A 13,476-nucleotide genomic window follows, 5' to 3' on the forward strand; every position below is an offset into this window, starting at 1 on the left:
AGGTTTTTAAACTGTCTACTCGCTTAGTAGTTGACATTCAACGCAATTTACGATTAATTAGAGGGTGGCGTAGTGATAATGAAGATGAAAAACAGTAATTTTCGAGCTTGCCTATTTTCAAAAAGCATAATCTTTTAAAAGCATTATCGTCCAACCAATATTTAAATAGCATTGTTCTATTTAACGTATAGGCATTGGGCAAGTAGCTTCTACCAAAATCGTAACGAACAATAGGATCGCCACTCTATGAGCCAAACCTTACCCAAACTCAGTCACTATTTGGTTGATGAAGCTCAGTATAATTTACTGCGTTCGGTTGGGTATCTATGTGCAGCTGAGCGCCATGATATTATTGATGCCTGCGCATTTGGTGATGTTGCGCACATAAAAGACAAGCGCAAGTCAGGAGAGCCTTATATTACGCATCCTATTGCGGTCGCTGAAATATTAGCTGGCTTTCGCTTAGATCGGGATACTATCATTGCAGCTATTTTGCATGATACAGTCGAAGATACTGAGGTTAGTGACGAGCAGCTTGAAGAGCGCTACGGTAAGATAGTCGCAAGACTGGTCGATGGGGTAACCAAATTAAAATCCTCCACTCATAATAAGCAACAAAATAAAGCCGCTACCTTTCATAAAATTCTCACCGCCACTTTGAACGATCCACGCGTATTAATTATCAAGCTTGCCGACCGTTTGCATAACATGTCTACACTTGATGCCGTTCGCCCTGAAAAGCAACGCGCTACTGCTCAAGAGACTTTAGATTTTTATGTACCATTTGCACGCTTAATGGGGCTCAATGATATTGCCGATTATATTGAAGTCTTATGTTATCGCAATCTTAACTCTGATATGTATAACAAAATATCTGACAAACTGTTACAGCATGGTCTTGGACGTAATTTTCAAAGGGAAGCTATTCATCGCTATCTGACTATAGTACTCAATAATTTAGAGCTTGGTGGACACGTAAAAGTATTAGACAACCGCGTGGTTATATATCGACAATTTTTCCGTAATCGCGGTGAAATCAATGCCCTGCTCCGTCATTATGCTTTTGAGATTGTGCTCGATAATATTGAAGCTTGTGACAAGCTGGCTTATTATTTGATCAAAAAATACCAGATTGATGATTCTCATATTGAAGACAATATTCGCAGACCGCTACCTGGTGGCAATCAGTCGCTCACCCTCATCTATGAGCGTGATAACGACTGTGTCAAAGTAACTATTTTAACCAAGCAGATGCAGAGTGCGGCAAGACTTGGCGTAATCGGAGCAGAACACGCCTCTGACGTTAGTCAATCAGTCATTCAAGCTTCGTTACGCAATATGAAAGACTTGGTCGATGAAGACACTTTAGATGAAAACAGTCCTGACTTTACGGCGGCTGTCTCTACCATTAATGAGCTGATGGATTACCTGCATTCCAGTAAAATCATTTGCTATAGTCCGCAAGGCCGTGCTTATGAGCTACCACAAGGTGCAACCGCACTAGATTTTGCCTATGCGGTCGGTCCTATGGTCGGAAACGTCGCCGTCGGTGCAAATGTCGATGGCAAAAAAGCCAAGCTTGGTACGGTTGTGAAAAACGGCCAGCTGGTTGAAATTGAAGTCAATAGCCACTCAGAACCAAAAGCTGAATGGCTTGGTTTTGTGGTCACCAACAAAGCACGTGAAGAGATTTTACGTTGGTTTAAAGATTTATCCGCCGCTGACAAGCAGCATCATGGTCAACAAGCTTTAGATCGAGCGTTAAAAACTTACCAAAAAAATCTTGATGATTTGACTGATAGCGATTGGAAAAACTTAATTGAATGGCGCGGCTTACCAGAAAAGAGTGCTCTATTTGAGCAGATAAGTTCTGGCACACTACTACCGCAGCTTGTAGTATCACGCTTATTTAGCGATGAGGTAAGCAATCTACAAGTACAAGGACATAATGACGATATGACGCAGCCCCAACAGCTGATTGCTAATGCTGCAGGTGTTGAGATTGATTTTGCCAATTGCTGCCATCCTATCTATGGCGACCCTATCGTTGGGCATTTATCAAAGCATGGTCTGGTTGTACATCGACATAAATGCTTCTCACTGGACGATATTCGTAAAGACAATCCTTATCAGGTCATACAATTGCGCTGGCGTAGTGATAAGGGGATAAAACAAGGTGAGGCAGTTGAGCAAAGCGGGAAAGAAGGCGGGAAAGTTCGTTTTCCAGCTTATCTAAAACTATCTATCGCTCTTAGCGACGAACAAATCACTGAAGTCATCTACCACTTGCGTCAGCTGAATATCGGCGTCGAAACGGTCGATGTACGTAGCAGTGATACCATTGTTCATATTATTGTCCGTAGCCGCGATCACTTAGCGCAAGGTATTCGTGAGCTGCGCTCTTTATTGGGCTTTCCTAATATCGTACGCCTATATCAGCTCTAAAAACATTTATAACAATTATCTAAATTTTTATTGATTAGGGCGTGTCCTAGATAATCTGTCAAAAAATCGATACTTTTAGCCTAAAATTTTAGAAAAATTCAAAACAATGCTAGACTCTTCTGCTAACTTTTTAGCATACTAAACTAATGAACATACAATAAGGATATAAAATGAGCCGTCAAACCATCCAAACTGATAAAGCTCCTGCAGCCGTTGGCACCTATTCACAAGCAGTTAAAGTGGGTAACACTGTTTATATCTCAGGACAGCTTGGTTTCGATCCTGATACGATGGAATTACGAGACGGTTTTGAGGCGCAAGCGAAGCAAGTATTTGCTAACTTGAAAGCCGTTTGTGAAGCAGCTGGTGGTAGCTTAAATGATGTGGTTAAGTTTAATGTATCTTTAACTGATTTAAGCGACTTTGCCGTACTTAATGAAGTATTCGTTGAAAACCTAAGTGAGCCTTACCCTGCCCGCGCTGCCGTACAGGTTGCTGCATTGCCTAAAGGTGGCGTGGTTGAGATTGAAGCTATTTTATATATTGAGTAACGTTATATATTGGATTAGGCCGTGTCACCAATTAGCACATTGGTACATTTAATGGTCTTAAAATATTAAGTCAAAAAAGTTACTGCTAAAAAACTTCTAGAGTAAGCCCAAATATAGCTATTTGGGCTTATTGCTATTACCCTCATCAATATCATTTTCTAAATATCTAAAAGCTAAATATCTAAACGTTGGGGATGCATTTATGTTGGTACAAGTTGCTCTACCCGTGCCCCTTTATCGGGTATTTGACTATAGCGTACCGGCAGATGTAAACGCCTTATCAAGCTCTTCTTTACCTCATGTTGGTAGTCGCGTCGAGGTATCATTCGGTCGTCAGACTCTAGTCGGTATTGTAGTCGCTCATATCTCGGAAGCTGATAGCAGCGTACCCACGAATAAACTAAAACCCATTAATAAAAGCTTAGATGCTGAGCCTATTTTAGATGCCAGTATGTTAAAGCTGGCCTATTGGCTTGCGCGCTATTATCACTACCCGCTCGGTGATGTCTTGGCAGTCATCTTGCCAAGCTTGGTTCGTCAAGGCAAACCACTGGACTTACTCATTACCCACTGGCGAATTTTGGCGAATGCGAGCGACGACGACTTTCGCGCCAATGCAAAAAAACAAAAACAGCAATTTGATATGCTCAAACTACATGGCGAACGCGGTGCTAGTGAAGACGTACTATTATTGGAAGGTATGGAGCGAGCTTTTTTAAAAACGCTAGAAGATAAATGTCTTATCGAGCGCTATATTGAGCCAAAACAAGCGCTATCTCCTGTCAAATTAGCAAAAATGCCACTCGATCTCAATGATGAGCAACAGCTTGCCGTTGCAGCCATTGTTATCGCCCATGAAGCTGAACGCTATACAGGATTTTTACTAAACGGCATTACCGGTAGTGGCAAGACCGAAGTCTATCTACAAGCGATGCAAGCTGTATTAGAAGCTGGCAAGCAGGTTTTGATTTTAGTGCCGGAGATTGGACTGACCCCGCAGACGCGTGCGCGTTTTGCCAGTCGCTTTGCCGCTCATATCGTCTTACTGCATTCAGGCATGAACAATACTCACCGCCTACAAGGCTGGCAAGATTGCCGCACTGGTCATGCTCAAATCATTATCGGGACGCGTTCAGCGGTACTATATCCTTTTAAAGATTTAGGACTTATCGTCGTTGATGAAGCACATGATGGTTCTTATAAGCAGCAAGATACACTGCGTTATCATGCTGCTGACGTCGCGCTTTATCGCGGCCTGCAATACAATATCCCAGTCGTGCTTGGTACCGCTACCCCTTCTCTTGAGCATTTAAAACTGGTCGATGACGGCAAGTTAGTAGAGTGCCAACTGCTTACTCGTCCTGGCAATGCCAAACCTGCCATGATGCAGCTGATTGATGCGCGCTTGCAAAGTACTCATCAACAAACGACGGATGACGGCGCGCGCTTTGATACAGGTTTGACCGATGCATTGATTGGTGCAATACGGCAAACGCTCGAATCGGGTAATCAAGTATTGATATTCTTAAATCGTCGCGGTTATGCCCCTGTCTTATTGTGTGAGGCTTGCGGTTGGCAGGCGGACTGCCCCCGCTGTGATGCCCATTTAACCGTTCATTATAATAGCCAAGCTCAGCATAGCAATTACTCAAGCAACTCATATCTGAAATGCCATCATTGTGATTGGCAAGCTTATATTCCTACTGTTTGCCCTGATTGCAGTAGTCAAAACTTAGATGCCAAGGGTATGGGTACCACAAGGCTGAGCGAAAACCTACACGCTATCTTTGCCAATCCGCAAACCAGTAAAGAGCTGTATCCGATTATTCAAATCGATCGCGATACTACCAGGCGTAAAGATAGCTGGGAGAATATTTATCAGCGTATCAATCAAGGCAATCCTGCTATCTTAGTCGGCACGCAAATGGTCGCCAAAGGTCATCACTTTCCCAATGTCACCTTAGTTTGTTTGCCCAATGCTGATCGTGGCTTTTTATCAGCAGACTTTCGCTCGCCTGAACATACCGCTCAGCTAATGGTTCAGGTGGCAGGCCGTGCTGGACGCGGTGATAAATCTGGTCGCGTACTGATTCAAACGCTGCAACCAGATAATGAGCTATTATTAAAGCTGGTGAAAGACGGTTATCTGTCATTCGCGCGTGAGCTATTGCAAGAGCGTAAAATGATGGGATTACCCCCTCATAGCCACGCCGCACTAATACGCTGTGAAGGCAAAACCCTTGCGGCTACTACTCAAGCCCTTAAATATGCCATTGCCAATCTGCCTCATGGACACAACCTCGCCGTACTTGGCCCTATCGATGCACCGATGAGTAAAAAGAACAGCCGCTATCACGCACAATTGCTGCTCTTAGCAAAAGATCGGCAGCAATTACACCATGTATTAAATCAATGGTGGCAGCCAGTACTCGCCTTGCCCAGCGCCAAATACCTCAAGCTTACTTTAGACATTGATCCTGTTGGTTGGTAGTCTTAGAGCGTATCCTCAATCTGAACATTAAATTCTAAATGGGCTAAAAAGGGCTAAATAATTTTCCGTTATATCTATTCTCCATTATTTATCTACCGTATTTTTACCTCGTCATTACAGCTTCTAATACTCGGCTATGTTAAATTCATAATTAACCTTTGATAGATTCTGACAAAAATGCAGCATCTACTTTATATAAAGCATAAATTAATATCGACTAGTTTATTTAAATTTCAGCAAACCTGAGTGTTGTTATGAATCAAAAAAATTCAAACCCTGAACAAAGTAACCACTCTTATCAGAATGGAGCGGCTGTGCCTGAGCATCTGCACAAAGATGATGAGAGCAACTACACTCATGACAATCAAGACACTCACGACCACGATGAACACTTAGAGCAAACAACAGCGCCGCGTGATACCAAAGGCTATCAGCGCACTTTACTGTTTAGCTTTATTATCATTACTGGCTACATGTTTATTGAAGCTATCGGCGGCTGGCTCACAGGCAGTTTAGCGTTATTATCTGATGCAGGTCACATGCTAAGCGATGCTATAGCACTTGGCGCTACCCTAATGGCTTTTAAAATCGGTGAGAAAGCGGCTACCCATCAAAAGACTTTTGGCTATAAACGTTTTGAGATATTAGTTGCTACTGTCAATGGCGCTACGCTTGTTATCATTGCGCTGATGATTTTCTATGAAGCAATCAAACGCTTCAATTCACCGCCTGAAATCGCTACCCAAGGTATGCTTATTGTTGCCACCATCGGTATGCTAGTCAATATTTTGGTTGCGTGGCTTATGCATCGAGGTAGCCGCAGTGGAAATGGAAATGAACACGCTCACAATCACAGTCATAGCTCAAATAAAGACAACGCAAATACCAAAGCCTCGGGCAATAAAGAACCCGTTAATCTCAATATGCAAAGTGCTTACTTACATGTACTGAGCGATTTAATGGGATCCGTTGCCGCTATTATTGCTGCGCTATTGATGATGAGTTTTGGTTGGGTCTGGGCAGATGCAGCGGCGTCAGTGATTGTTGCCATACTAATCTTAATCAGTGGTTACCGCGTCGTACGAGATTCGGTACATATCTTAATGGAAGGTACGCCAGAAGGAATATCACTGGTTGATGTTGAGGATAAATTGGTTGCCCATCCACAGGTACAAAAAGTCCATGACCTGCATGTTTGGAGCATCACCAGCGGCTTAAACGCCTTATCTTGTCATGTGGTGGTCGATGGTGACATGAGAATCTCGGATGCCAGCTTATTGATTGCCAATCTTGAACAAAGCTTGTTAGAGCTCGGTATTCATCACGCCACCATTCAGGTCGAAAGCTTATCGCATCCGCAAACTGAGGCACATAGTGATGCGCTGGTCTGTGATATCTCAGAGCGTCCTGCTGATGGTAATAGCCATATTGGTCACAGCCATTAGTAACAGTCATTGGTAATGAAGAATCAATTACTGGCTATTAGGTAGAATCGTAGATGATACAGACGCAGCTAGTTAGTGGTTACCTCTAATGCAGCGGTAAATATAGCGTAATATAGGCCAAACTAACCAAGCTACTGCGGTAATCCAAACAATGAACCCAAGACCTAATAACGTCATTCTAATCCAAAAATCTAAACAGCCATTGTACACATCAGGCAGATAAGCTGGCCCCATATTCGACGCCATCACTAACCAAAATCCAAAGGCTAGTGTCAATCCTATAACAAGTATTCTTATTAACAGTAGGAAGGGAGTTTGGTTGATGCTCCATGATAAATTAGTTTCGATTTTTACTTTATTCCATTTTTCTCAATCTTATAAAGCCTGTCCATTTATAACCTCGTTTGCCTCTTCCGTTAAAATCACCTTAACAACTTTTATCAAGCTTTTGCTTATCCGATTTCAAAAAAAACCATTCCAAGCAGGCTTATATGGTTATAATAACTATTGTAAACCACCGTTTAAGCTATAGATTGACTTTGGCAAACATACTTATTAGTATTTTTTCAACTTATCTATTGATGATATAACACTATGTCTAGACGCTCGGCGCCCTTTGTCGCCCCCGACTATATCGACAACCCTACTTCAACAGACGGCAAAAAACACGCCAAGGTTTTGCTATCAACGCTGCAAGAGGATATCTTCAGCTTTCGTAATGAGCAGTTTCCGCCTGATATTTTGCGCCAAATTCGTGACATGCCCATTTATGAAGGTAACTTAGCAGAAGTCCAAGCCTACCAACAACGCTGGCAAAATCTGCTTGAGCGCGCAATGGCATTTTATCCTGCTGCCAACCTACCACCCGACTATCTACCATTGCCGGCCAGTCTTGAGATTCCACAGTTTATCTACCATGTTCAGCGCCTACATCTAACCAAGACCCATGCAAAAGAATCCAAAAGCTTTGGGTCGGTCGGTGCGCTTACCGATAAATGCGGTGATTACAGTGCTGATGAGATCGCGCGTATGTCGTCAGTATTTGATAATGACGATGAGGCGCGCTTAGTTGCCCATCGTGAATTTATTGATCTGCGCGCGTATGTTTTTTGCCGTGACCATAAAAGCGAGATGTTAGAGCCTGAACGCATACGCTTTTATCGTACTGGGCTTATCGTCCATGCGCTGCCAGATTTCAAAATAATTGATAGTCGGCAGACGCCGCGTAAGCGTCGCAATGACGCATATAGCAATCCGCTAGCGGACAATGGAGTGTGGAAAATTTACCGTAAAAAATAACCATATTATTATTTTATTTACGCGTGTCATTGATTATATTTTGAAGCTTTAAAATAGACAATAGCGTGCTCTATAGTTTATTTAAGCTTATTTGGTTACAGGAAAGATGAGTGAAAGTACTATCAATAGTAGACTAAGCGAACCTGACACCGTATCTAATGTAGATTAGATTGACTATATTTTTATATTGATTGCTAAGGATTTTATATGTTCGCTGCCGCTGCCGGCTCACCAAACTTGATGTTACAAGCCACCATATTTTTGGGTGCAGCGCTGCTTTTTGTTCCACTTGGTAAACGCTTTGGTATAGCCACTGTCCTCGGTTATCTGATTACAGGGCTGATATTAGGCCCAAGTGCGCTAGATGTGGCAGGTGATGCCGAGAGCTTGCTACACTTTTCTGAGTTTGGTGTGGTAATGCTGCTATTCATCATTGGTCTTGAATTGCAACCATCACGGCTTTGGGCACTACGACGCTCTATATTCGTCCTTGGCGGCTTACAAGTTGGGCTTACAGGCACGCTATTGATGGTAATTCTGTATCAGTTTTTCTCTCTAAGACTAGATACTGCTTTCATTGTCGGCTTCGGCTTAGCGCTCTCTTCTACTGCCTTTGTACTACAGATACTGACCGAAAAACAGCAACTCTCTAGTACACATGGGCGTGAAGCATTTACTATCTTACTATTCCAAGATATTGCCGTTATTCCATTATTAGCAGTGATTCCATTTTTATCAGGTGTGCGCGAACAAAGCTACGATTTGATTTATTTTGGCAAAGTTTTTGCCGTCTTTGGTGGTCTTATCCTTGCTAGCCGTTATGTTATCCGACCATTTTTTAAGTTTGTAGCATCCAGTGGTGCTTCAGAGCTACTGACCGCTGTCGCCTTGTTTATCGTCATGGGCGTATCTATTTTGATGGGACAAATCGGTCTGTCAATGGCTTTAGGTGCATTTTTGACCGGTGTACTATTAGCTGACTCTGAATATCGTCATGAGCTAGAAGCAAGTATTGAGCCATTTAAAGGTTTATTACTCGGCTTATTTTTTATGTCAGTAGGTATGCTGACCGATATCAAGCTTATCTTAGCGCATCCTATATTCATAATAAGTTGTGCGTTGGCGTTGATGTTTATCAAGTTTGCCGTGATTACTGCTATTGCAAAAATATCAGGCAATCGCTGGCCGACCAGTATTCGGCTTGGTGTTACCTTAGCTCAAGGCGGTGAGTTTGCCTTTGTTTTATTCAATGTCGCGGCGACTCAAAATGTATTAGCGCCTGAACTGGAAAACACGCTTAATCTAATCGTAACCATTTCTATGGCACTCACACCGTTGGCATTTTTATTACTAGATAAAGTCGGCGAGCCTTTGTTCGCTAAAAGTAAGCCTAGTCGCGAACACGATACGATTCCCGACCATGAGCATCCAGTCATTATCGCTGGTTTTGGACGAGTCGGACAAATTATCGGGCGAGTACTACGCATGCATAATATCGAATTTACTGCCATTGAACGCTCGGCAAATCGAGTGGATTTTGTGCGTAAATTTGGTAACCAAGTCTATTATGGCGATCCAAAAAACCCTGAAATTCTGCGTGCTGCCGGTATCAGTAAAGCACGTATTTTTATTATCGCTGTTGATGATTTAGAGCGCTCTATCACTACCGCTGAGTATCTTCGCAAAAACTATCCTGATTTAGTTGTGCTAGCGCGAGCTCGTGACCGTCAGCATTATTACCGCTTACGTGAGGTCGGTGTGCGTCATATCTGGCGTGAGACCTACTTATCCTCGTTAGATATGTCGCGCGAGTCCTTACAGCTGCTTGGAATATCACCTGAAAAAGCACGTGAGACCATTCAAACTTTCCGCAACTACGATGACGATTTAATTGAACGTCAGCAAGCGATCTATGGTGATGAGGCGCGCCTGATTGAATCAGCACAATCGGCTATGGCTGAGCTTGAAAGCTTGTTTGATGAAGATATCGGTAAAGCGCGCAAGATGGACTTAGGTGAGTTTTATGAAGTCCTTAAGAATCAAGCAACGCCCGTTGATGACGCCCCAGATGATGTCGTTACTGACCCTAAGGCCTAGATGATTTGTGGTTTATTGCTCAGTTTATCGATAGCTCGGTTTGACAGTTACTTAGCTTGATAGTTACTTAGCTTGATAGTTACTTAGTTTGACAGCTACTAAATTTTAAGTGCCAAACATGATTTAATTAGCCATGCAGCGTTTGGGAGCCTGTTTTTTATTAAGTGAGCTTATACAATTCCAGCTATCGCTATCAGGGTTATGGTGAAACACTAAGGTTTGACCATTTAGATAACGTATAGGGAACTTGGCATTTTCAACTGTCGCCACCACTGCACAGTCAGTAGCGGATACACCTTCTACTTGCGTAGTAATATGCATGCGTACCTGCTGTGCATCGGTGCTGAGAGGTAATTTGGTTGGGCACTCTCCCGTTTGCTGATAGATTAGAGCGACCCTATTCTGCGCATTTTTAGTTATGTCATAAGCATCAAACAATACCTCATTTTCCTTTTGTTTGGCGATAATCGGCAAAAACTGCACATTGATCACCATGAGCGCAAAAGCAAAAAATCCAAAACCAAGCCCCAAACCAAATAAGCTCACTCCTCCCTCACGGCGTAGATGCGCTTGTTGCGCTGATTCGTCTCGTGGATGGTCATTAATAGCATCCGCAATTTCACGTCTTGCCATTCGGTAATAATAAGCATCGGTCCAGCGAGCCACTATAAAGGCCCAAAACAGCCAAATAACTGCTGCAATTCCAATACGTGTTGCCATCTGATAGACATCTGGAATATAAGGCATCGCCACAAATTCAAACGTGACTAGCGCGATGACAATATTAAGTTGAATAAAGGACCAGCCAGCAACGCTATAGACAAGAGCGTCCATGTAACGCTTACGATATAGGAGCCAAGGTAAGGTAATAAAGAACGCAGCCCAGTGCCACTTGGGTGACAGATATCCTTGCTGATCAAACTGCGCAAAGCGCTTAAGGTAATAACCTTGTGTACGATGACCAATAAACCATTGATCAAGCTTTTTGCGCTTGAGAGGACTCAGCTGTTCTTGATAAAATGGTGGTGGCGAATCCGTCTCAATAAATAACATAGCAGTAGGCTCTATTAACTGTGCATGATTAAAAATTACTTGAAATTTAGGATTCTAAATAGGGATTTATTGGGTCGATAGGTAACCTTTATTATATGATAATCAAAAGGCAGATGCGATATCACTTTAGTGCCGATAGGTAGCTTAATATAGCGTCTATCTAAGCGCGTTAGTAAGCGATTGATAACTTACTAATAACCACGTCCATTGTAGTTTGGTCATTCATTATAAGATTGGACGTTCACACCCAGGTGTATTTAACTTATAATACGCTCATATTCGTCACTTAATTAAGTTCTATAGATCTTATGAATGAACATTCTCACACCGATAGCCCTTCTCAAAGCCATAACGACATGGCCACTGATACCGATATCGACACTGATATAAATACCAATGAATCTGCATCGACCGACGCAGAAGCGTCTGATAGCAAACACATTCGTATCGTCAATACGTTTATGAAACGCCGCACGCATATGAATAAAAATGCCGAGCTGGCACTAACTGATCCAGAATTTGCTCAGTATTTGGTGAATAATAGTTTCGGTGATGGCGATCTAGAGGGCATAAATGATCTGCGCTCGCTATTTGCTGACACGCCGAATGGCAGTGACGCTCCGCTTACCTTAGAGATTGGTTTTGGGTTGGGTGATTCGTTTATTGAGATGGCCGCAGTTGACCCTACACGCAACTTTGTTGGAGTCGAAGTACATGAGCCCGGTATTGGCAAATGTGCCTATATGGCTGGTACACAAGGCTTGACCAACGTTAAAATTATCAATGGTGATGCCATTCAACTACTGAAGCAGCTGCCAGAAAACCATATTGACCGTATTCAACTTTATTTCCCTGATCCGTGGCAAAAAAAGCGTCATTATAAGCGCCGTTTTGTCAGTCCGGAACGCATGGCTATAGTTGCTCGCAGTCTAAAGCAAGGTGGCTGGTTTCATACGGCAACCGACTGGGAACATTATGCATTTTGGATGGTCGATGTGTTAGATAACTTTGCTGGCCTCAGTAATCAGGCAGGTAAAGGTAGCTTTACTGCACGTCCTGACTTTCGTCCAATGACCAAGTTTGAACGTCGCGGCTTAGAACGTGGTCATGGTGTTTGGGATTTGATTTATACTAAAGACTAAATTTTTATCTTTTTTATAGTTTATATTCAGCATTCAGCGGCTAATCGACTTAGCCGCTTTTTTGTAACATTATATAATCAATTCATGTGCTCAAACTACTCGATTCATGAGCTCAAACTACATAGTATCGCCCTACTTACTCTTGTGGTTGTGCGCTACTCTAGCTTATTGTTATATCATTCATTCTTTTGCCACCCTTCTTATTTTCTAGTATCTATTCTCTGACATCTGTTTCTGTTCCTGCATTTACCAAATATCTACTTCCTAGCTGATAAAGTTTCATTCTACATTGCGGCTATGCAACATTACGCCAGTCTAGTCTTTATTTGAATCCAAAACTTTATCTTCAGAATAATGCAAAGAGCTCTTGCTATTTTCAACTATTGTTTTTATCAAAAAAAATTTTAGCATTCCAGTTTTTCTTAAAGTTTAGGCTAATAATGACTATAAAGGTAACGAGACAATACTACGTGAAACATCGTCAAAAAATATAAAAATTAGCACGATTTTCCTATAAAATCTGAGCTACAAAAACATCTCGACTGAATCTCAAGCTTTTATCATCATCGCAAACATTGATAGCATAAGGGTTTGATGAGTTTTCCCCATAAGCTGTGGATAAGTATGTGGATAAGTGCCTACTTGACACGTATCTAGCTTGATACACTAATGCCTTAGGTAAAATCGTTCATTTTTTGTACAATTTAAATTAATATTAGAATCAATAACTTATGTTATTAAAAAAGTAAAAATAACTTTTTAGAAATTAATTTCAAATATTTTTCATACTAACCTATGTTTCACGAACGAGACTTTAGAGCCTATTATTTTCTGTGGACAACTTAATATTTTTATTGACAAATTTGGCTGGTAGTGAGTCTAAGTTACCATATTAATAGTAAGAATTTCTACTATTTCATTTAACTTTTTCGTCAATTTAAATCATGCGACAG

The 13,476-nt window shown here is 41.9% G+C and carries 8 protein-coding genes; 7 read left to right on the forward strand and 1 reads right to left on the reverse strand.

Features of this window, described 5'->3' with window-relative positions; all coding sequences use genetic code 11:
• Positions 1 to 246: 246 nt before the first annotated feature.
• The 6 genes from AK825_RS11475 (at position 247) to AK825_RS11500 (ending at position 10,328) form a co-directional block, all read left to right on the forward strand.
• Complete coding sequence (locus AK825_RS11475; RefSeq protein ID WP_068037516.1) at positions 247 to 2,445, forward strand: HD domain-containing protein; 2,199 nt, start codon at positions 247 to 249, stop codon at positions 2,443 to 2,445.
• Between the two features lie 170 nt (positions 2,446 to 2,615).
• The gene (locus AK825_RS11480; RefSeq protein ID WP_068037519.1) at positions 2,616 to 2,996 is read left to right on the forward strand and encodes a RidA family protein; all 381 of its coding nucleotides are present in this window, start codon (positions 2,616 to 2,618) and stop codon (positions 2,994 to 2,996) included.
• Between the two features lie 202 nt (positions 2,997 to 3,198).
• Complete coding sequence (locus AK825_RS11485) at positions 3,199 to 5,487, forward strand: primosomal protein N' (RefSeq protein WP_149038762.1); 2,289 nt, start codon at positions 3,199 to 3,201, stop codon at positions 5,485 to 5,487.
• 254 nt (positions 5,488 to 5,741) lie between these two features.
• Entirely contained in the window at positions 5,742 to 6,932 is a 1,191-nt protein-coding gene (locus AK825_RS11490) for a cation diffusion facilitator family transporter (protein WP_068037522.1), read from the forward strand.
• A gap of 594 nt (positions 6,933 to 7,526) precedes the next feature.
• Complete coding sequence (locus AK825_RS11495) at positions 7,527 to 8,231, forward strand: hypothetical protein (protein ID WP_068037525.1); 705 nt, start codon at positions 7,527 to 7,529, stop codon at positions 8,229 to 8,231.
• Between the two features lie 207 nt (positions 8,232 to 8,438).
• Entirely contained in the window at positions 8,439 to 10,328 is a 1,890-nt protein-coding gene (locus AK825_RS11500; protein ID WP_068037528.1) for a monovalent cation:proton antiporter-2 (CPA2) family protein, read from the forward strand.
• A 123-nt stretch (positions 10,329 to 10,451) separates the two neighbouring features.
• Here the strand turns inward: AK825_RS11500 and AK825_RS11505 are convergent, their stop codons facing one another.
• Positions 10,452 to 11,381, reverse strand: coding sequence for a DUF2628 domain-containing protein (locus AK825_RS11505; RefSeq protein ID WP_068037530.1), 930 nt, complete (start codon positions 11,379 to 11,381; stop codon positions 10,452 to 10,454).
• 356 nt (positions 11,382 to 11,737) lie between these two features.
• Between AK825_RS11505 and trmB the strand changes: the two genes are divergently transcribed.
• Complete coding sequence (gene trmB, locus AK825_RS11510; protein ID WP_149038804.1) at positions 11,738 to 12,523, forward strand: tRNA (guanosine(46)-N7)-methyltransferase TrmB; 786 nt, start codon at positions 11,738 to 11,740, stop codon at positions 12,521 to 12,523.
• Positions 12,524 to 13,476 lie beyond the last annotated feature (953 nt).

The sequence above is a fragment of the Psychrobacter sp. P11G5 genome (assembly GCF_001593305.1).
Taxonomy (GTDB): Bacteria; Pseudomonadota; Gammaproteobacteria; order Pseudomonadales; family Moraxellaceae; genus Psychrobacter.

Excerpts from the sequence above, each read along its gene's own strand:
- AK825_RS11495 (WP_068037525.1), top strand. The coding sequence starts at position 7,527 with ATGTCTAGACGCTCGGCGCCCTTTGTCGCCCCCGACTATATCGACAAC.
- AK825_RS11475 (WP_068037516.1), top strand. The coding sequence starts at position 247 with ATGAGCCAAACCTTACCCAAACTCAGTCACTATTTGGTTGATGAAGCT.
- AK825_RS11505 (WP_068037530.1), bottom strand. The coding sequence starts at position 11,381 with ATGTTATTTATTGAGACGGATTCGCCACCACCATTTTATCAAGAACAG.
- AK825_RS11480 (WP_068037519.1), top strand. The coding sequence starts at position 2,616 with ATGAGCCGTCAAACCATCCAAACTGATAAAGCTCCTGCAGCCGTTGGC.
- trmB (WP_149038804.1), top strand. The coding sequence starts at position 11,738 with ATGGCCACTGATACCGATATCGACACTGATATAAATACCAATGAATCT.
- AK825_RS11485 (WP_149038762.1), top strand. The coding sequence starts at position 3,199 with ATGTTGGTACAAGTTGCTCTACCCGTGCCCCTTTATCGGGTATTTGAC.
- AK825_RS11500 (WP_068037528.1), top strand. The coding sequence starts at position 8,439 with ATGTTCGCTGCCGCTGCCGGCTCACCAAACTTGATGTTACAAGCCACC.
- AK825_RS11490 (WP_068037522.1), top strand. The coding sequence starts at position 5,742 with ATGAATCAAAAAAATTCAAACCCTGAACAAAGTAACCACTCTTATCAG.